This window comes from Blautia sp. MCC270 (assembly GCF_018785605.1).
In the GTDB taxonomy this organism is placed as follows: Bacteria; Bacillota; Clostridia; order Lachnospirales; family Lachnospiraceae; genus Blautia_A; species Blautia_A fusiformis.
In genome coordinates, this window is sequence record NZ_WQQD01000009.1 from 18,559 (window position 1) to 39,061 (window position 20,503).

Sequence of the window (20,503 nt, forward strand, 5' to 3'; positions counted from 1 at the left end):
AAACAATACAAAATAATTGATAGTAAGATATCGAACTGTTATACTGAAATCACAGGCTTTCCAGGGATCAATGCGCCGGATATTGTTTTGCGGAGCGTTGATTTCTGGAACTTTTATCACAGAAAAATCAGGAATGAGGAGATAGGACCATGTTTATAGAAGAACGACAGAATGCAATAGAGAAATGTCTCCGCGAAAAAGGAAAAGTCAGGGTCAAAGAATTAAGCGAGATGTTTCAGGTTACGGAGGACTGTATCCGCAAGGATCTCAAGATCCTTGAAAATGCAGGCAGATTAAAGAGGACTTACGGCGGAGCGATCCTGTCACAGGAGTATCCTCTGGAGAGAAACGTAGTAGACAGGCGTATGTACAATCTTGATAAGAAGAAAGTGATCGCTGCGAAAGCCTTCAAGCTGATCAAAAATAACGAAACGATCTTTCTGGATGTTTCCACTACAAATATAGAGCTGGCAAGGCTTATCGCTTCGTCGGGTATGCATGTTGTGGTTGTCAGCAATATGATCGATATCCTGCAGATCCTTGCTGCGAATCCGTCCATCACGGCCATAGGCACAGGGGGAACTATGTACCGTTCGGTGAATGGATTTATGGGAGCTGCGGCCATTGAGGTGATCAAGCAGTACAGCTTTGACCGGGCATTTTTGGGAAGCTGTGGCGTGGATATGACAGATTTTGCAGTTACTACATCCGGAGTGGAGGATGGATTGACCAAGAAGGCGGCAGTGCAGAGCAGCAGACATAAATATGTGGTTATGGAGAGAGAGAAGTTTTATTTTAACGAATCTTATAAATATACACATTTTGATGATATCAGCGGGATCATTACCGATGAATTTCCGGATGATACCATTGTGAACATACTGAGGAATACCGGAGTGAAATTACTCTGAGCAGACAGTAATAAAGGGGGATTTTTACATGAAAGACTATATTCTGGAAACCTGTGTGGATTCTGTGGAATCCGCCATGGCAGCAGCCGAGGGTGGTGCGGACAGATTGGAGCTTTGCAGCAATCTGATCATCGGGGGAACAACTCCCGGCCCATGGCTTTTTGAGGAAATAAGGAAGCGTTCAGATATCCGGATCCATGCGCTGATCCGTCCGAGGTTTGGAGATTTCTGTTATACAGATGCGGAATTTTCTATGATAAGGAATGCCGTAAAGGATTTCAGCAAAATGGGAGCGGAGGGTGTCGTAATAGGTATCCTGAAACCGGATGGCACCTTGAATATGGAACAGATGAAAGAACTGATGGATGCTGCGGGAGATATGTCTGTTACGCTGCACAGGGCTTTTGATGTGTGCGCAGATCCGATCGAGGCTATGGAACAGGCAATCTCGCTGGGAATCGATACGATCCTTACCTCCGGACAGAAGAATACCTGCCTTCAGAGTGCGGAACTTCTGAAGAAACTGGAAACCAGGAGTCAGGGACGTATCACCATCCAGGCGGGGAGTGGCGTCGGTGCGGAAGTGATCCGCCAGCTTTATCCCCTTACCGGGATCAAGGCTTATCATATGAGCGGCAAGGTTGTAACGGACAGTGCGATGCAGTTTCGCAAGGAAGGTGTCAATATGGGACTTCCGACATTCAGTGAATATGAGATATGGCGTACAGATATTGAAAATGTTCGTGCTGCAAAGAAAGTTCTGGAGGAATTATAATGGCTGAGGGGAAGATTTTTCTGAAAGAAAACCGTGATCGGATCGAAAAAAAATATCGGGAGCAGGTGATGGGGTTACCGCAGGCTTTTGCGGAGATTGATAAAAAGCTTGCGGAATGCACAGACGAAGTGGCTCTGGCGTGCAAATATTTATATGCGTTCATGCCATACAGTGATATCGGAAATTATGCGTTTGAAGTATTTCTGGATCATGCGGAGAATGGCGTATATTTATGGAAGGAAAACTCCGGGGTGGCAGAGCTGCCGGAGGAAATCTTTTTGAATTATGTGCTGTTTCATAGAGTAAATGAGGAGGAGATCGCACCCTGCCGTACATTTTTCCGCAGGGAGATCGGAGAGAGAACTGAGGGAATGAGCTTCCGGGAAGCTGCCCTGGAGGTGAACTACTGGTGTGCACAGGAGGCTACCTATCATTGTACAGATGATCGTACCCTGTCTGCACTTGCCGTATACCGCAGAGGAAACGGAAGATGCGGAGAGGAATCTGTATTTACCGTTAATGCACTGAGAAGTGTTGGTGTACCTGCCCGTCAGGTATATGCACCAAAGTGGTCTCATTGTGATGACAATCATGCCTGGGTGGAAATCTGGTGCGATGGAAGCTGGTATTTTCTGGGAGCCTGTGAGCCGGAGGAGATCCTGAATAAGGGATGGTTTACCAACGCTTCCTCAAGGGCCATGATGGTCCATTCAAGAGTTTTTGATACCATGATCCCGGAGGGAGAAGTGATCGGCAAAGATGGTATGGTGACTATGCTCAACGAGCTGAAACGATATGCACTGACAAAAGAGATCACTGTGTCCGTAAAGGATTCACATGGAAAACCGGCAGAAGGTGCAGAAGTTTCTTTTGAGGTGCTGAATTATTCGGAATATGCCCCGATCGCAGAACTGAAAACCGACAGTCTGGGAAAAGTCAGCCTGACAACAGGGCTTGGAAGTATCCATATTTCTGCAAGGATGTATGCAGATGGAGAATGGCTGCATGCAGAAAACAGCATGGATACAAAAACAGAGGATTGTTGTGAGATCTGTCTGATGCCCGTAGGAAAGGAAAAGGGTATTTTTTATGAGGAGTGGACGGAGATCGATATGATCGCACCTCATGATGCACCTGTAAATAAAGATATGCCAACACCGGAGCAGAAGGAAAGGGGCAGCAAACGTCTGGCAGAGGCAAACGCTTACAGGGAACAGAAGGTAAGAAACCTGAGCAATCCGGAGTGTCGGAAATTCCTGGAAAAAGAAACTGGAGATTCTTCAATGAGAAAAAAACTCCTTGAAGTCCTCACAGAGAAAGACAGAACAGACTGTATCAGCCAGGTTCTGGAGGAGCACCTGAAATTTGCATTACCGTATGAAAAAAACATGGATGCAGATATTTTTGTACCATATGTACTGAACCCGAGAGTTGACGATGAAGTTTTGCAGAAATACAGAAAAGCGATCCTTGAGCAGCTGTCGGAAGAAGAAAAAAATATGCTGCAAAAGGAACCGGTGAAGATCTGGAAGTGGATTGAGGATAAGATCGTTTCCAGCCCGGAGAAAGAACGCAGCAGTGTGATCACCACGCCGTCCGGATGTCTGAAAACGGGAACAGGAAGTCTTCTGTCAAAGAAGATCCTTTTTGTGGCAATGGCGAGAACACTGGGGATTCCGGCACGCCTGAACCCTCATGACCGTTCCATGGAATATATGAAAAACGGAAAATTCATCCCGGTATCTGTGGAAACGGAGAAAAAGGCATCGATCCTTCTGAAGGCAAGTGCGGATACACAGTGGAAATATTTCCAGAACTGGAGCATCGCAAAACTGGAAGCCGGAAAATATATCACACGGAAGCTGGAAGCCGAAAATTTCAGAGATCAGGTGATGAAGCTGCCGCTGGAAGCGGGAAATTACAGGATCCTTACCTCAAACAGATTGCCAAATGGAAATATATTTGCAGCGGAGTATTATTTTGAGGTTCAGATCGGAGAAATGAAGAGGGTGGAGCTGGCATTTCGAAATGCAAACCTGGAAGACATGCTGGAGAATATTTCCATACCGGAATTTACTCTCAGAAAAGAGGATGGGAGCACCGTGAAGGCGTCAGAACTGACGGCAGATGGGAAGCATATCCTGGCGTTTCTGGAAGAGGAGAAAGAACCGACGGAGCATATCTTAAATGAGATGATGGAGCAGGAAGAAGCTTTTTCCCGATATGCGAAGAGAATCATTTTTGTAGTAAAAAGCAAAAAAGCGCTGGAGACACCTACCCTTTCAAGAGCACTGGGCAAGCTTGGAAATGTTCAGATCTTATATGATGATTTTTCAGAGATCATCAATATACTGGGAAGAAGAATGTACGTAGATCCGGATAAGCTCCCGCTGATCATTGTGACAAACAAAAGCCTGAATGGGATTTATGCAACCAGCGGATACAATGTGGGAACCGGAGATATGCTGTTGAGACTGATGTGACAGATATAACGGATATATACAGAAGGAACACAGGCCGTATCATCGACTGTGTCGGTGACGGTCTGTGCCCTTTGTAAAAGCTGTGAAATTATTGCAGTGGTTCAGATGCTCAGAATATGCGGGCAGATCGGAATGAAAATGCCTGTTGTGCTTCCCGAAATTGCCGTAATAAAAGTTGCTTTGCATTACTTAGCATCAGAAAAGAGATCACGCACGGAATCCCGGTAGATACATTCTGGCTTCAGGCGTATCGTCCTTGGAAAATCACTGTAGTCTCCGTTCATTCTGCGAAGCAGCAGATCACAGGCCTGCTCTGCCAGACCGGTCAGCGGCTGACGGACAGCGGTCAGCTGAGGAGAAAGCAGCATGGACAGTTCAAAATCATCAAAGGAGACAACAGACAGGTCTTCCGGGATCCGGATGCCAAGGCTGTAGATCGCTTCATAAATACCGAGGCATAGTGTATAGTTCGCAGAAAATACGGCAGTCGGACGTTCCGGAAGATTCCATAATTTCTGCATTGCCTGATATCCAAAGTCGTTTGTGTAATTTTCAGCGATGATATAATCGGGATTAACAGGAATATCGTAGTCTTCCAGTGCCCGGAGATAGCCTTTTTTTCGTTCACATGCAGTATAGGATGCAGGGGAACCGTTGACAAGGGCGATCTTCTGATGCCCCATTTTTATCAGATGCTCCACGATCTCATAGGCTCCGGAGGTACAGCTGGTCTGTATACAGTCTGTACGGTGGAAATGACTGTGCTCTTCCAGTTCCACAACAGGGATCTTGGTATGCTCTACGGCGGAACAGATGTCCTTGCTCAGACAGAACGAAGAAATGATAAGACCGTCGATTCCGGAGCGAAGCATGTGAGGGACGAATTTATTGACATGATCCTTATATTTGTCGTCGCTCATAAATGTGAGAGAATAACCGTGAGCGCGCATGGTGTTTTCTATTTTGCTCAGAAGAAAAGCATTATGCGGATTATTGGGAGGACCGGATACCAGACCGATACGGTAAGTCTTGGAGGAACGAAGTCCCCGGGCCGTGTTTCGTGGAACGTAATTCAGTTTCCGGATCGCTTCGTCGATCTGCTTTTTGTTTTGCGGCCGTACAGTTCCGCCGTTGATATATTTTGAAATGGTGGCCAGTGCCAGACCGGTTTCTCTGGCAATGTCCTTGATGGTTGCACTCATAAATCAATCCTTTCCGGATGCTGTACTGTTGTGTTCGGACAGGTCTTTTACGGAGCGCCGCGGGTGGAATACAACATCCAGCATGTCTATTTTGGGAAAATCCGTATAGTCTCCATGGATCCTTTTTAAAAGTAATTCCACAGCATGTTTCCCCATACTTGTCAGATCCTGTGAGACGCAGGTCATGGTCGCGCTCATGGTCTTGAAAAGCGGATCATCATCAAAGCACACAAAGGAAATATCCTGAGGAACGGAAATCCGTGCCTGGCTGGCAGCGCTTAAACCACCCATTGCGGAGAGATAGCAGTCAAAAAAGACAGCAGTAGGGGGATCGGAAGAATCAATAAGCTTCTGGAAATGCAGGTTGCTCTGGATGATCGTTTCTGCAGTGGAACCAAAAGAAACAGGGGGAAAAGAATCTTGCTGTTTCAGAAGGTCAATGCCATTTTTCTGATATACATCCACAAAGCCCTGGATCCGCTGCTCGATGGTGTAGGAGGCCAGATACTGTTCCATGATCCAGACCTTTGTGTGGCCTTTTTCCAAAAGGTGCTCTGCCAGCAGTGCACCGCCTCTGTAATTATCAGAAATAACACAGTCTACAGGAAAATGTCTCATGGAAGCAGGAATCTGATCGAGCATTACAACCGGTATGCCGGCATTCTGTAAAAGCTGGTACAGGTCATCATGCCAGCAGGATGGGAGCATGATAACTCCGTCAAAGTGCTGGGAGATAATATCCTGTATCGTATCGATCTCCTTCTGATGTTCAAAAAAGAAAGAACAGACAATAACTGTATAGCCATGATCCGTGAAATGCTTGATAATGGAGTTGACAAGCTCGCCCCAGAAATAATTACCAAGATCTGAGATCAGGATACCGATGGTATGTGTGTTTTTGGCACGAAGAAGCTGGGCATTCCGGTTTGGGGTATATCCAAGCTCCTGAATTGCCTTTTCTATAAGGATACGATTTTCTTCCCGTATTTTTTTGTGGTTTATATATTTGGAGATCGTTGCGGTGGACAGGCCTGTCGCACGGGCGATATCATTGATCGTAACGTTCATGTAAAGCCTCCGGTTCTGATGCATTTACAGATAATATAGTATTTTCATATTATATCATGAAAAAGAAAATGCCTCAATACACATGGCATTTTTTACACATAAAGTATCAGAAAAAACGAGCGTATTGTACAGAAAATTGATAAAAATGAAACGTTTAACAAAACCTAATACGAAAAAGTACACAAAAACAAGACGGAATAATTGTAAAAAATAGGAAAAATGATTTTTACCCTATGATTTTACTTGAAAAGCTGCTTCGGATGCGGTAAGATAGTCTTAACAAAAAACGAAACGTTTTACATAACAAGAAAATCAGCTATACGAAACAAGGAGAAGGAAAAAGATTATGATCATTTATACAGGAAAAGATTACTATGACGTAAGCAGAAAAGCGGCAAACATCATGTCTGCACAGATTATCATGAAGCCAAATGCTGTTCTCGGACTTGCTACAGGCTCCACACCGGTGGGAATGTACAAGCAGCTGATCGAGTGGTACAAAAAAGGAGATCTGGACTTTTCGCAGATCACATCCGTAAATCTTGATGAATACAAAGGACTTTCCGGAGATAACGATCAGAGCTATCGTTATTTTATGAACACAAATCTGTTTGACCATGTAAATATCGATAAGGCAAGAACCTATGTGCCAAACGGACTGGAAGAGGACAGTGAGAAAGCCTGCGCGGATTACAATGAGATCATCCGCAGTGTGGGTGGTATCGATATGCAGCTGCTTGGAATCGGCGGAAACGGTCACATCGGCTTCAACGAGCCGGGTGCAGCATTTGAGAAGGAGACTCACTGCGTAGACCTTACGGAGAGCACCATCAAGGCAAATGCAAGATTCTTTGAGACTATGGATGATGTGCCGAAGCAGGCATATACCATGGGTATCAAAAACATCATGACTGCAAAGAAAATCCTTCTGGTCGCTACCGGAGAGGCAAAGGCAGATGCCCTTTACAAATCTCTCTACGGACCGATCACGCCCAACGTGCCGGCATCTATCCTGCAGCTTCACCCGGATGTGACGGTAGTGGCCGATGAAGGCGCTTTAAAGCTGATCCGTGAGAAGGGACTGCTGTAAGAGATACAGAGGAAATTTCCGCGAATTAAATGAACGCAGATCACGGATATCCGTTTGAGTCAAGAGGATATCAGCAATCACTCATGGGATTTTCCTGATTTGGTTAATAAAGAAAGCTTCGATCTAACTCTCATCGATGAGCGATGTGCTCAGAGAGTGGATCGAAGCTTTTTGTGCTTTCGGGACGTAAACCTGCAGGTGGCTGCAAACAGGCCGGTGGGCCGGACATTTGCAGTCTCAGGCTTTTTTCAACGTTTTGTGATAAATCATGACAGAAACGATGGCTGTAAACACCTCTGTGATCCAGAATGCGTTCCACACGCCATCAGGACCCATAAAATGGGACAGAAGATATGCGGTGGGCATGATAACGACCACATAGCGGAAAAGGGAAATTACAAGGGACTGCGTGCCTTTTCCAAGGCCTTCCATGGCACCGGAAGTGGTAACGGATACAGCAGAAACAAGAAAGCCGGCGCTAATGATCTTCAGTGCTCTGGAGCCAGCGGCAATGGTTTCCGGGGTAGTTGTGAAAAGTCCCATAAGCTGTCCGGATGCCAGGAGGCAGACAACGGTTCCAAAGATGTAGGACGGATTTTGCGGACATTCAAAATAAAAAAGAATGTGGAGGTAACAGACAATGGCAAAGACAATTTTTGAGGAAATGGGCGGCAAATACGAAAGGCAAGGCGATTATTTAATACCGTGCTTAACTGTACCCGCCGAAGAAGAACAGCCGATAGGCATCTGGGGACAGCGGCATTTGGATTATCTGAAGCATCACTGCAAAGTTACATACACCAATCTTCTTACAAGCGGCAGACTTAACGCTTACCTTGCCGACATTGACAGACAGGCACAGGAACGCTTTGAAAGGCTCATAGAGGGTATGAAACAGGCACAGGGCATAACGGAACAGCTAAAGGCAGAAAACGCCTTAGAATGGACAGGATGCCTCAATAACATAAGGGCTTGTGCGAGGGAGATTGTGGAAAAGGAAATTATTTTTGCATAAACAGATGATTAGTGGCAGGGGGAAATCCTGCCGCTTTTTCTGCTTTAGTTTGTCAGCTTGACAAATAAAGGGTTAAGGAATATAATTAGATTCAGTATTATACAAGGAGTTAATAAATATGCGGCAAGGTATTCTTAAATAAACTGTCAATTTGATAGTGGGAACAAAAAGTAGCAGTCCCGTTTCACTTTTAATATGGGGCTTAGTTTTTTGTACCCAGTTTAAGAATACTTTTATCATGTAATTTTATATGCCCGAAAACATATAAGTGTTTTGGGGCTATTGGAGTTATTTACCCAGTGATAGGAGTATTTATCACTGGGTATTTTTATGCCCTTTTTTGGGTGTTGATAGGAGGAAAATCACATGAAAATAATTAACTTAGGCATTCTGGCTCACGTTGACGCAGGAAAGACAACATTAACGGAGAGTTTATTGTATACCAGTGGTGCAATTGCAGAACCAGGGAGCGTAGATAAAGGCACAACAAGGACAGATACAATGAATTTGGAGCGTCAAAGGGGAATCACTATCCAGACAGCAGTGACATCTTTTCAGTGGGAGGATGTAAAAGTCAACATTATAGATACGCCAGGCCATATGGATTTTTTGGCGGAAGTATACCGTTCTTTATCCGTATTAGACGGAGCAGTATTATTAGTTTCTGCAAAGGATGGCATACAGGCACAGACCCGTATACTGTTTCATGCACTACAGACAATGAAGATTCCGACAATTTTTTTCATCAATAAAATTGACCAAGAGGGGATTGATTTGCCAATGGTATATCAAGAAATGAAAGCAAAGCTTTCTTCGGAAATTATAGTGAAGCAAAAGGTTGGGCAGCATCCCCATATAAATGTAACGGACAATGACGATATGGAACAGTGGGATGCGGTAATTATGGGAAACGATGAACTATTAGAGAAATATATGTCAGGGAAACCGTTTAAAATGTCAGAACTGGAACAGGAAGAAAACAGGAGATTCCAAAACGGAACGTTATTTCCCGTTTATCACGGAAGTGCTAAAAACAATCTGGGGATTCGGCAGCTTATAGAAGTGATTGCCAGTAAGTTTTATTCATCAACGCCTGAAGGTCAATCTGAACTATGCGGGCAGGTTTTTAAGATTGAATATTCAGAGAAAAGGCGGCGTTTTGTTTATGTGCGTATATATAGCGGAACATTGCATTTGAGGGATGTTATTAAAATATCTGAAAAAGAGAAAATAAAAATCACAGAGATGTGTGTTCCGACAAACGGTGAATTATATTCATCCGATACAGCCTGCTCTGGTGATATTGTAATTTTACCAAATGATGTTTTGCAGCTAAACAGTATTTTGGGGAACGAAATGCTGTTGCCGCAGAGAAAATTTATTGAAAATCCTCTCCCTATGCTCCAAACAACGATTGCAGTAAAGAAATCTGAACAGCGGGAAATATTGCTTGGGGCACTTACAGAAATTTCAGATGGCGACCCTCTTTTAAAATATTATGTGGATACTACAACGCATGAGATTATACTTTCTTTTTTGGGGAATGTGCAGATGGAAGTCATTTGTGCCATCCTTGAGGAAAAATACCATGTGGAGGCAGAAATAAAAGAGCCTACTGTTATATATATGGAAAGACCGCTTAGAAAAGCAGAATATACCATCCACATAGAAGTCCCGCCAAATCCTTTCTGGGCTTCTGTCGGGTTGTCCATAGAGCCGCTCCCTATTGGAAGCGGAGTGCAGTATGAAAGCAGAGTTTCACTTGGATATTTAAACCAATCGTTCCAAAATGCGGTTATGGAGGGGGTTCTTTATGGCTGCGAGCAGGGGCTGTATGGATGGAAAGTGACAGACTGTAAAATCTGTTTTGAATATGGATTGTATTATAGTCCTGTAAGTACCCCCGCAGACTTTCGGCTGCTTTCCCCTATCGTATTGGAGCAGGCTTTAAAAAAAGCAGGGACAGAACTATTAGAGCCATATCTCCACTTTGAAATTTATGCACCGCAGGAATATCTCTCACGGGCGTATCATGATGCCCCAAGGTATTGTGCAGATATTGTAAGTACTCAGGTAAAGAATGACGAGGTCATTCTGAAAGGAGAAATCCCTGCCAGATGTATTCAAGAATACAGGAACGATTTAACTTATTTCACAAATGGGCAGGGAGTCTGCTTGACAGAGTTAAAAGGATACCAGCCAGCTATTGGTAAATTTATTTGCCAACCCCGCCGCCCGAATAGCCGTATAGATAAGGTTCGGCATATGTTCCACAAGTTAGCTTAACAGCTTGCAAAAGTCATATAAAATGAGATTTGAAAGGATTAGAGACTAATTATGATGAAATGCGAATGGATATTGTGTCCTGTTTGTGGGAGCAAAACCCGTAATAAAATTAGGAAGGACACTGTTTTGGAGAATTATCCCCTTTATTGTCCAAAATGCAGACAAGAAAGCTTGATTAAAGTTGACAACTTGAAGATAACTGTCATCAAAGAGCCAGACGCTTAAGACGCAGAGCCGATGAAATTGTGGAACAATTCACGAATCATCGGCTCTTTTTGTTTCGTATTTGAAAGAACAAACTCACCAAATAAAAAAAACGATATTCGGGTGGGTTATTTTGTTATACCCTAAATTACCCTCTGAATTTGTTTTTAAATTTGGAGGGATTTTTTTATGTTCTTTTTTCGGGCGGTTATTCATCTGCTCATACGAAGTAAAATTTATCAATACATAGCATATCAGAGAATGGCAGGAAACCAGTTAAAAAAATTTCTGCCAGTGCAGCGGTACTTCTCACCTTGAAAGTGGAAGTACAATCTCCATACAACAGAATTTGTATTTCCCATAACCGTGAAGGTCACAGAGCCTTTGCGGTTTTTCTTTTGTCGTTTTTTGTTGGAAAGTGCCGCAGGGCTGTTTCTGGTGTGCGTTGCCGCTCCCCGCCTCTCCATCTGGATTTTTACATTTCAAAAATTCAGATTGGAGGTATTAGCGGTGAAATACGCACCAAGAAAAGTATATATCAAAGAAAGCGGCGGCTATGTGGAACTGTCCTATACGGATTTCTGCCGCCGCAGGCAAGCCGACAAGGGATATATGGACAAGCTGTTTATCCCCGTCCAAGGTTGTCTGCTTGAAGTCGTAAGGGAGCAATATGCGGACTTCTACCGTGACAGGGAGCGGTGGCGTTACCTGCAAAAATTAGATGCGAGGAACAGCCTGCTATCTCTGGACGGATTTACGGACAGCGAGGGGAATCCTCTGGACTTTATCGCTGATGAAGCGGCGGACATTGCGGAAACCGTTGTCAATGCTGTTATGGTGGACAGGCTGAAAGCCGCCCTGCCTTTGTTGTCGGATAGTGAGCAGGAGTTGATACAGGCAATCTTTTTTGACGGACTTTCCGAGCGTGAAGTCGGGGCGAGGTTAGGCATAACCCAGAGCGTTGTGAACAAACGCAAAGCCAGAATCCTAAGAAAACTAAGAAAGATAATAGAAAATTAAAATTTAAGGCGTTCAGCCCCCTTGTTTTTTCCTTTGGGAAAATGAGGGGGCTTTTCTCTGCCCTCTCAATCAATTCTGATTGGAGGAAGAAAGAATGGCATACAACCACGGACGGGAGGACAGGAAATGGCGTATCTGGAAAGAAGCGGAGGAAAAGCTGCTGCGTGAGTGCGGCGTTGATGAAGTGACCATTGAGCAGATACGCATAGCGGACAGGGCAGACTTCAATTCCAACAGGCGGTTTTACCGATGGACGAATGACGTTGCGGAATACCTTGAGGACATGGCAGACAGGGAGCGGCAAGCGGAGGTGAATACAGTTGCGGAGTTACTGGACGAGATTGAGAGCGAAAATCTCTATCAAGTATTAGTCACGGTGGACGGGCGTACCTTGAAAATCGTCCTGCTGAAAATGCAGGGGTATTCCACAAAGGAGATTGCCCCACTTGTGCATTTGACGACTGGTGCCATCTATGCGAGGTTAGACCATCTGCGGAAGAAGCTTCGGAAAATTTTGTAAGCGTCTAATACATCCCATTATTCTGCGGGCTACTGGGTGGGGAGTGGAATCTCCCCGCTTATTTTTGGCAGGAGGAAAACGGGATGGCATATAAAGCTAAGGCGTACACGCTTCGGGAGGAATCCACGGAAAGCGGTATAAGGTATTTTATCAGTTTTAAGGACGGGCAGGGGGAACACCACGAACTGGAAGTATCCGAGCAGTTATTCTTTGAATTTCGGCAGATGGAACGCAGGAACAGGAATCTTCTCCAATGGGACGAGCGGCACAGGGAGTTTTCGGAAGTATGGGACGAAACGCTGAACAGGCGGGCGTTAAAGCTGCCTAAGAGCATTGAGGAACAAATGATTGAAGCAGAACGGGCGGAACTGCTCTGTAAGGCGGTTGACAGACTGCCAGAGATACAAAGGCGACGTTTCCTGCTCTACTACGAGTATGAGTTCAATTTTTACCAAATCGCCGCTATGGAGCATTGCACCGCTTCTGCAATACAGAAATCCGTTGCTGTTGCAAAGAAGAAAGTAAAAGCGGAAATGAGGAAATATCTCCAACCATGACCGACACCGCCCGAAAAAGAAATCTGTTTTTTATTTGTGTGGGATTGGCGGTATTACATACTCTCACTTTTTTCGTGGGAGTAAATCTATTTTTAAGGAGGTCAACGCCTATGTGCAACAAAAACAAGATAACTGCCCGAAAGGAGGAAACCCATGCAGAAGTTACAGACAGTCAACGCCGAAACGCTCCTTTATGAGCCGCTTGAGAAGCCGTCCTTTGTGGTGGACAGCCTTATCCCCACAGGCTTGTCGCTGTTCTGCGGCTCACAGAAGATAGGCAAGAGCTGGCTCATGCTGAAGCTGTGCTTATGCGTGTCGCAGGGAATCCCCTTATGGGACATGACGACAATGGAGGGCGATGTGCTTTACCTCTGCCTTGAGGACACGTTCTGCCGCATACAGGACAGGCTGTTCCGTTTGACGGACGAAGCGAGCGGGCGGCTTCATTTTGCCGTGGCAAGCTGCAAGCTGTCAGACGGTCTTATCGTGCAGCTTGAGGATTATCTGAAAGACTATCCAGACAGCAGGCTCATTGTCATTGATACCTTGCAGAAAGTCCGTACAGCTTCAAAAGACAACGCCTATGCAAGCGACTATGGGGACATCTCCCTAATCAAAGATTTTGCCGACAGGCACTCTCTGGCGGTCATTGTCGTACACCACATCCGAAAGCAGAATGACAGCGATGTGTTCAACAAGGTGTCTGGGACGACAGGCTTAACGGGGAGTGCGGACGCTACCTTTGTTCTGGAAAAGGAGAAACGGGCATCTGACACCGCCAAGCTGTATGTAACGGGCAGGGACACGCCCTATCAGGAATACACGCTCCGTTTCCGTGATTGCAGTTGGGAACTTGTGGAGAGGAAAACGCAGGAGCAGCTTGCGAAAGAAACGATACCAGATGTCCTTTTTCGGTTGGTGGATTTTATGAGGGATAAGGAAGAATGGGCAGGCACGGCAACGGAGCTGTTAGCCGCTATGGGGGAAACGGAAACCATACCCACGGTGATTACGAAATGGCTGAATGAATATCACACCACATTTTTAAGCGAGAACCGTATCTGCTACCAGTACAGCCGCAGGAAAGACGGCAGGCAGATTGCCCTTGCAAGGAGGGCGGGTGACAGCGGTGACGGCGGTGACAGCGATATTGGGATACCCCCTGTTACTGTCATTGACGCTTAAAGCCATGTAAAGTTGGCGGCTCTGCCCTGCGGGTGACAGCGGTGACGGCAGTGACAGTGATTTTAGGATACCCTGCCGCTGTCATCCCTACGGGAGAACACCCCGCAAACGCAAAATGCAGGCGTGGGATTCACCCGCCCTTTTCGGGCGTGTAAAATCACCCCTGCGGTCAGAAAAATCTCTCCGATTTTTCCGACTGCGTTTACAGGGTGTAACACACTACACTTTGCCCTGCAAAGAGCCGTGTGCCAGACGTTCCCTCTGGACTCCCTTATGGCAGGTCTTACGCCCTGCTATCCTACGCCTTGCGGCTTCGGATAAAAGAACGGCGGCATGACGGTTACAGCTCTTGCGAGGGAGTATCCCAAAAACACCGTCACCATCGTCATGACCGTCATGCAGGGGATAAGGGTGACAGTTACGGCAATCGGCAGGGGGCATCCCAAAACTGCCGTCACCACCGTCACCGCTGTCACCCAAAGGGCAGTTACCCGCCGAAGAAAGGAAGATGATGGATTATGCCCTATGCAATCCTGCGTTTCCAGAAACGCAAAGCGGGCGGCGTTGCGGCTTGCGAACGCCACAACGAGCGGAAGAAAGAAGCCTACAAAAGCAACCCAGATATCGACATGGAACGCTCTAAAAATAACTATCATCTTGTCGCACCGCCAAAGTACACCTATAAGAAAGAGATTAACCGAAAGGTAGCCGAAGCAGGGTGCAGGACAAGGAAAGACAGCGTGATGATGGTGGAAACGCTCATCACGGCTTCACCAGAATTTATGAACCAGTTACCGCCCGAAGAACAGAAAGCGTATTTTACGATGGCTCTGGATTTCATTTCGGAGCGTGTCGGGGAGCAGAATATCCTCTCCGCAGTCGTCCACATGGACGAGAGAACGCCCCATATGCACCTCTGCTTTGTGCCGATTACACCAGACAATAAGCTGTCCGCCAAAACAATTTTAGGCAATCAAAAGAGCCTGTCGGAGTGGCAGACCGCCTACCATGAGCGGATGTCCTCACGTTGGAATCAGCTTGAGAGAGGTCAATCTTCGATGGAAACCAAGCGGAAACACGTCCCCACATGGCTCTATAAGTTGGGCGGCAGGCTTGATAAGCAGTATGGGGAAATCGTGTCTGCCCTGTCCGACATCAACGCCTTTAACGCAGGGAAAAAGCGTGACAAGGCTCTGGAACTGGTTGCCGCATGGCTGCCCGAAGTGGAGAAATTCTCTAAGGAAATCGGCAGACAGCAGGCGTATATCGACAGCTTAAAGGAGCAAATCGGGCAGGAAGCCGACTATGCAGGGCGTATGCGTGATGAAAAGTACGAGCAGGAATTAAAGGTGCAGAAAGCCAACCAGAGGATATTTGAATTGCAGAGAACCAACGAGCAGATGGGGCGGCTGCTCTCAAAGATACCGCCAGAAGTGTTGGAAGAATTACAGAGAACAGGCAGAAACAAATCAAGAGAAAGGTAAAAAGTGAATGAAGAAACAGGATTTTAAGGTGTTAAAGACCAAAGATTTATACCCGTTTCCCGACAATCCGTTTCATGTTGTGGAGGATGAAACGCTGTCAGAGTTAGCGGAAAGCATCAAGGAATTTGGCATTGTCACGCCGATAATCACACGCCCGAAAGAGGACGGGAACGGTTATGAAGTGATTGCGGGGCAGCGGCGTGTCCGTGCGTCCGAACTTGCAGGTATAAATACCGTGCCTGCATTTGTCCTGCCCTTAGACCGTGACCGAGCCATCATCACCCTTGTAGACAGTAATTTACAGCGTGAAAATATCCTGCCATCGGAGCGGGCGTTTGCCTACAGGATGAAATCCGAAGCCATGAAGCGGCAGGGTTTCCGCACAGACTTAACCTCGTCACAAGTTGTGACGAAGTTGCGGACGGACGACAAAGTGGCACAGGGCTTCGGCGTGGGCAGGATGACCGTCCAGCGTTTTATCCGCCTGACGGAACTGATACCGCCGATTTTGCAGATGGTGGACGAGGGGAAAATCGCCCTCACACCTGCGGTGGAACTGTCCTTTTTGAAGAAAGACGAGCAGGAAAATCTCTTTGCCACGATGGAGAGCGAAGAAGCAACGCCCTCACTCTCACAGGCACAGCGGATGAAAAGCATGAGCCAGAGCGGGCAGCTTGACATGGATATGATATTTTCCATTATGACGGAGGAAAAGGGAAACCAGAAAGAAACCTTGAAAATCAACACAAGCAAACTGAAAAAATACTTTCCGAAGGACACAACGCCGAAGCAGATGGAGGAAACCATCATCCGACTTCTGGAACGTGAGTTGCAGAGAAAACGGAGCAGGGACAGCCGCTAACCTTCTTTTTTCGGGAAGTAAATGCAGGAATTTGGAACAGAAGAAAGACAGAATTTTAAGGAGAATGAGGTAAGGAATGAAAGAAATCCAGTATGAGATTGTAAAGGAAATCGCCGTATTGTCTGCGAGTGACAGCGGCTACACAAAGGAAATCAATCTTATTTCATGGAACGGGAGAGAGCCGAAATATGACATCCGCAGCTTTTCCCCGAACCGTGAGAAGTGCGGAAAGGGTATCACGTTGAACGCTGATGAAGCAGCGGCACTCCTTGAAGCATTACAGAAAGAAGTAAACAGCGGGGATTGATGGTATCTGATTGACAGGGCGGGGCGTTTCCAGACGTTCTCCTGCCCTGTCTGGAAAGGAAGATTTAAGTATGGGCGAGGATAGGAAAACAACTGGAAGAAGAAAGCGTATTGTGCCAAAAGGGCAAGTACAAATGATTATCAGTCGAGAATATATCGGCACACAGACCGTTGCAGAAGCGTTTGTCCCGATTATCTCCGAGGATATTCGGAAGAAGATTGCCGAGGGCGACACCTTCGACAATGAGGGGCTGTCCGCTTAGAATGTACGCAATGGAACATGAAAACGTTAGGACAGATATGGAGGTTTTACAGTATGGCAGGAATAAGAACGGAGAACAAGATTTATGAAGTCGGCATTTACTGCCGCTTATCAAAGGACGATGGCACGGATAACGAGAGTGCGAGCATTGCGACACAAAAATCCATCCTCACGGATTATGTGAAAAGGCAGGGATGGCATTTAGCAAAAACGTATGTTGACGATGGCTACTCTGGAACAAATTTCCAAAGACCAAGTTTCCAGAATATGATTAAGGACATTGAAAACGGGCTGATAAACTGCGTGATTACAAAAGATTTATCCCGTCTGGGGAGGAACTATCTTGATTGTGGGTTATATCTGGAAGTCTTTTTCCCAGAGCATAACGTGAGGTATATAGCGGTCAATGACGGCGTGGACACCTTAAACAAATCCGCTATGGACATCACGCCTTTCCGCAACATCCTAAACGAAATGTATTCTGCCGATGTGTCAGTCAAGATAAAATCGGCGTACCGTGCGAGGTTTCAGCAGGGGAAATTCATGGGAACAACAGCCCCTTATGGCTATGTCAAAGACCCTGCCGACCACAACCATCTGCTGATAGATGACAAAGTTGCCCATGTGGTAAGGGAGATATTCGACCTTGCGTTAGCGGGCAACGGCATCGCCAAAATCCGCAAGCACATCAACAAACAGCATATCCTACGCCCTGCCGCTTATGCGGTGGAGCAAGGGGCAACAGGCTATGAGCGGTACTTTGAGGATAACGAGGAAAACCGTTATATTTGGAGCGAGAACAGCGTGAGGGGCATTTTAAGAAGCCCGATATATGCGGGCAACCTTGCAGGCTACAAGCGGATTGCAGCCAACATGAAAAGCAAGAAACGCCCCTCTAAGCTGCCCGAAGAATGGGAAGTGATACCAGACACCCATGAGGGGATAGTCACGCAGGAGGAATTTGACACCGTACAGCAGCTTATGACGAGCCGCAGGCGGGAGCAGAACGCAGGGGGATTTGAGAATATCTTTTCGGGCGTTATCAAGTGTGCGGACTGCGGCTATGCGATGCGGGCGGCGAGTGCCAACAGGAGGAAACGCCCCGACATCATCGACTGCGTACAATACACCTGCAATAATTATGGCAGATATGGCAATGTTATGTGTACCGCACACAGCATTGAAGCGAGGGACTTATTCAATGCCGTCCTTGCCGACATCAACCGCTTTGCGGATATGGCGGTCAATGATGAAAAGGCGGTCAGAGCCATAGAAAGGCGGCTCACGGAAACAGACCAGAGCAGGGCGAAATCATTAGAGAAAGAAAAGAAGAAGCTGAACAAACGCCTTGCGGAGCTTGACAGGCTGTTTTCCTCTCTCTATGAGGACAAGGTAATGGAGCGTATCACGGAGCGGAATTTTGAGATGATGTCGGGGAAATACCAGAAAGAGCAGCTTGAAATTGAAGCACGGCTGAAAGAGGTAACGGAAACGCTCAATGACAGCTATGAGAAATCGCAGGGCGTGAGGGACTTTCTATCCCTAATCCGCAACTATCAGGGGCTGAAAGAGTTGGACGCAACCATCATAAACGCACTCATAGACAAGATACTTGTTTCGGAACGTGAGAAACTTGCGGACGGGACAGTAAGGCAGGAAATCAAGATTTACTATAAATTCATCGGCTTTGTCGGTGAATTACATATCACACCCACAAAGCGGTGGACGGCGTTAAAGCCTAAAAATTGTACGGTGTGCGGTGTTGAATACGTCCCCAGCTCTGGAATATCAAAGTATTGTCCCGCTTGTGCTAAGAGGATACAGAGGGAGAAATCAAACGAGAGCAAACGCAGGAGTAGGGAGAGGAACCGAAGGGCATGTATTGAACTGTCCGCAAAAAATGACCGACTGAGCATGATCACACAGCTGGATTCCAGGGTGAGCCGGAAGATTTTTTTCACACGCTTCATCTCACGGGCACCGAAGTTATAACCGATCAGCGGGCGCATTCCCTGGATGATTCCGTTGGCCGGGAGATACAGGAAGGTCTGCAGTTTGTAATAAATGCCAAGGATCACCACATAGCTGTCCGAGTAAGCGGCCAGCACGGAGTTCAGAAAAGAGATCAGAAACGATGGCAGTGCAAGGTTCAGGATCGCGGGAACACCGATGGCATACAGGCTCAGATCCGTTACTTTGCTTGTTTTCAGGGCTTTGGGCGTTACACGTACAGGAATAGGCTTCAGGATATAAAAGACCATATAGACCGCAATGGTGAGCACCTGGCCGATGCCAGTAGCCAGAGCTGCGCCCCGGATACCCAGCTTCGGGAAAAAGCCGATTCCCCAGATCAGGAACGGGTCCAGGATGATGTTGCTGATACATCCCACAAGCAGGGCGAGCATGGATACTTTCATCCGTCCTACAGCCTGGAAAAGTTTTTCGAAGAAAAGGCTGATGGCAATTACTGTGGAAAACAGGAAAACGATGGTAGAATATTCCAGCCCCATCCGGATCACGGTTTCATCCTGGGTGTACATCTGAAGGAATACGGGCATAACAGCGATGCTGATCACAGTCATCAGGATCCCGTGGATCACAGACAGAAAAAATCCGTGGGTTGCGGCAGTGTCTGCCATTTTTTTGTCGCCTGCGCCAAGGTGATAGGAAACTCTGGCGTTGATTCCGATTCCGAAGCCAATGGCAACGGCGTTGATCATGTTCTGGACCGGATAGACAAGGGACAGGGCGGTCATGGCCTGCTCGCTGATCTGTGCCACGAAGAAGCTGTCCACAATGTTGTATAGTGAGTTTACAAGCATGGAAAAGACCATAGGCAGCGCCATGGATGCCAGCAGCGGGCCGACAGGCTTTTCCTTCATAAATGTGCTGTTCATGAAAAATCCCCCTTTATATCAGAATCGTAAGAATATCAGGTGCGGAAAACAGAGCGTGTTTTTTGTGCATAATAAAAGCCACACAATCTGTCTTCTCGAATCGGACAGATTGTGTGGCGAAAAAAGTTCAAAACTGAAAAATCCACACGTTGTTTTAGTGTTTTCACATTAACAAAAAACAGTGCTGATGTCAAGACCGCACGCAGGAGAAACACCATAAAAAGCTGCAAAAAGAAAGGCTTGATATAAAATCGGAGAGGATTGGCAACATTAGACAGGTGCGTGCGGATACGGGCGATATCAGCCCTGAAAAGGTCGTTCTGGCAATATGCACAAAACTTGTCGAACCATGGTGGATAAGTGAAAAACTTTCCAA

The 20,503-nt window shown here is 46.4% G+C and carries 19 protein-coding genes and 1 pseudogene; 16 read left to right on the top strand and 4 right to left on the bottom strand.

Annotated features, from left to right (window positions below; genetic code table 11):
- The first annotated feature begins 149 nt into the window (after positions 1-149).
- From GPK58_RS03825 to GPK58_RS03835, 3 genes are read left to right on the top strand one after another with little or no spacing between them, the layout of a single operon-like run.
- Entirely contained in the window at positions 150-911 is a 762-nt protein-coding gene (locus GPK58_RS03825) for a DeoR/GlpR family DNA-binding transcription regulator (RefSeq protein WP_215638236.1), read from the top strand.
- Positions 912-939: 28 nt separating this feature from the next.
- Complete coding sequence (locus tag GPK58_RS03830; protein WP_215638237.1) at positions 940-1,686, top strand: copper homeostasis protein CutC; 747 nt, start codon at positions 940-942, stop codon at positions 1,684-1,686.
- Positions 1,686-4,169 (top strand): transglutaminase domain-containing protein, encoded by a 2,484-nt coding sequence (locus GPK58_RS03835; RefSeq protein WP_215638238.1) that lies wholly within the window; start codon positions 1,686-1,688, stop codon positions 4,167-4,169. The genes GPK58_RS03830 and GPK58_RS03835 overlap by 1 nt, the downstream gene beginning before the upstream one ends.
- 185 nt (positions 4,170-4,354) lie before the next feature.
- Here GPK58_RS03835 and GPK58_RS03840 read toward each other — a convergent pair whose 3' ends face one another.
- Complete coding sequence (locus tag GPK58_RS03840; protein WP_215638239.1) at positions 4,355-5,371, bottom strand: LacI family DNA-binding transcriptional regulator; 1,017 nt, start codon at positions 5,369-5,371, stop codon at positions 4,355-4,357.
- A gap of 3 nt (positions 5,372-5,374) precedes the next feature.
- Positions 5,375-6,439: a LacI family DNA-binding transcriptional regulator gene (locus GPK58_RS03845; RefSeq protein ID WP_173740343.1), complete on the bottom strand. Its 1,065-nt coding sequence runs from the start codon at positions 6,437-6,439 to the stop codon at positions 5,375-5,377.
- 346 nt (positions 6,440-6,785) lie between these two features.
- Here GPK58_RS03845 and nagB point away from each other — a divergent pair, with 346 nt between their 5' ends.
- Positions 6,786-7,529, top strand: coding sequence for a glucosamine-6-phosphate deaminase (nagB, locus tag GPK58_RS03850; RefSeq protein ID WP_015525385.1), 744 nt, complete (start codon positions 6,786-6,788; stop codon positions 7,527-7,529).
- A gap of 237 nt (positions 7,530-7,766) precedes the next feature.
- Here the strand turns inward: nagB and GPK58_RS03855 are convergent, their stop codons facing one another.
- On the bottom strand, positions 7,767-8,072 hold the full coding sequence (locus tag GPK58_RS03855; protein WP_330627192.1) for an MATE family efflux transporter: 306 nt from the start codon (positions 8,070-8,072) through the stop codon (positions 7,767-7,769).
- 97 nt (positions 8,073-8,169) lie between these two features.
- Between GPK58_RS03855 and GPK58_RS03860 the strand changes: the two genes are divergently transcribed.
- The 12 genes from GPK58_RS03860 to GPK58_RS03915 all read left to right on the top strand — a co-directional run bounded on the left by GPK58_RS03860 (position 8,170) and on the right by GPK58_RS03915 (position 19,222).
- The gene (locus tag GPK58_RS03860; RefSeq protein WP_001140406.1) at positions 8,170-8,544 is read left to right on the top strand and encodes a TnpV protein; all 375 of its coding nucleotides are present in this window, start codon (positions 8,170-8,172) and stop codon (positions 8,542-8,544) included.
- A gap of 366 nt (positions 8,545-8,910) precedes the next feature.
- Entirely contained in the window at positions 8,911-10,830 is a 1,920-nt protein-coding gene (gene tet(O), locus GPK58_RS03865; protein WP_000691759.1) for a tetracycline resistance ribosomal protection protein Tet(O), read from the top strand.
- A 54-nt stretch (positions 10,831-10,884) separates the two neighbouring features.
- Positions 10,885-11,055: a cysteine-rich KTR domain-containing protein gene (locus GPK58_RS03870; RefSeq protein ID WP_223213393.1), complete on the top strand. Its 171-nt coding sequence runs from the start codon at positions 10,885-10,887 to the stop codon at positions 11,053-11,055.
- Positions 11,056-11,544: 489 nt separating this feature from the next.
- Positions 11,545-12,054, top strand: coding sequence for a sigma-70 family RNA polymerase sigma factor (locus tag GPK58_RS03875; RefSeq protein ID WP_000872511.1), 510 nt, complete (start codon positions 11,545-11,547; stop codon positions 12,052-12,054).
- Positions 12,055-12,148: 94 nt separating this feature from the next.
- Positions 12,149-12,574 carry a sigma-70 family RNA polymerase sigma factor gene (locus GPK58_RS03880; protein WP_000323896.1) on the top strand — a complete coding sequence of 142 codons (426 nt, stop codon included), beginning with the start codon at positions 12,149-12,151 and terminating at the stop codon, positions 12,572-12,574.
- Positions 12,575-12,657: 83 nt separating this feature from the next.
- Positions 12,658-13,131: a sigma factor-like helix-turn-helix DNA-binding protein gene (locus GPK58_RS03885; protein WP_000323521.1), complete on the top strand. Its 474-nt coding sequence runs from the start codon at positions 12,658-12,660 to the stop codon at positions 13,129-13,131.
- A gap of 153 nt (positions 13,132-13,284) precedes the next feature.
- A complete protein-coding gene (locus GPK58_RS03890) occupies positions 13,285-14,316 on the top strand; it encodes an AAA family ATPase (RefSeq protein ID WP_001170965.1) in 1,032 nt (343 codons plus the stop codon).
- Positions 14,317-14,834: 518 nt separating this feature from the next.
- Positions 14,835-15,800: a MobV family relaxase gene (mobV, locus tag GPK58_RS03895; RefSeq protein WP_001145977.1), complete on the top strand. Its 966-nt coding sequence runs from the start codon at positions 14,835-14,837 to the stop codon at positions 15,798-15,800.
- Positions 15,801-15,807: 7 nt separating this feature from the next.
- Positions 15,808-16,662, top strand: coding sequence for a ParB/RepB/Spo0J family partition protein (locus tag GPK58_RS03900; protein ID WP_000743701.1), 855 nt, complete (start codon positions 15,808-15,810; stop codon positions 16,660-16,662).
- Between the two features lie 76 nt (positions 16,663-16,738).
- Entirely contained in the window at positions 16,739-16,969 is a 231-nt protein-coding gene (locus tag GPK58_RS03905; RefSeq protein WP_000659121.1) for a YdbC family protein, read from the top strand.
- 70 nt (positions 16,970-17,039) lie between these two features.
- On the top strand, positions 17,040-17,231 hold the full coding sequence (locus GPK58_RS03910; RefSeq protein WP_000503424.1) for a hypothetical protein: 192 nt from the start codon (positions 17,040-17,042) through the stop codon (positions 17,229-17,231).
- A 53-nt stretch (positions 17,232-17,284) separates the two neighbouring features.
- The gene (locus GPK58_RS03915; RefSeq protein ID WP_215638240.1) at positions 17,285-19,222 is read left to right on the top strand and encodes a recombinase family protein; all 1,938 of its coding nucleotides are present in this window, start codon (positions 17,285-17,287) and stop codon (positions 19,220-19,222) included.
- Here GPK58_RS03915 and GPK58_RS03920 read toward each other — a convergent pair.
- Positions 19,141-20,127, bottom strand: a pseudogene (locus tag GPK58_RS03920) (MATE family efflux transporter); the annotation flags it as partial. The gene GPK58_RS03915 and the pseudogene GPK58_RS03920 sit on opposite strands and share 82 nt — an antisense overlap.
- Positions 20,128-20,503: the final 376 nt, after the last annotated feature.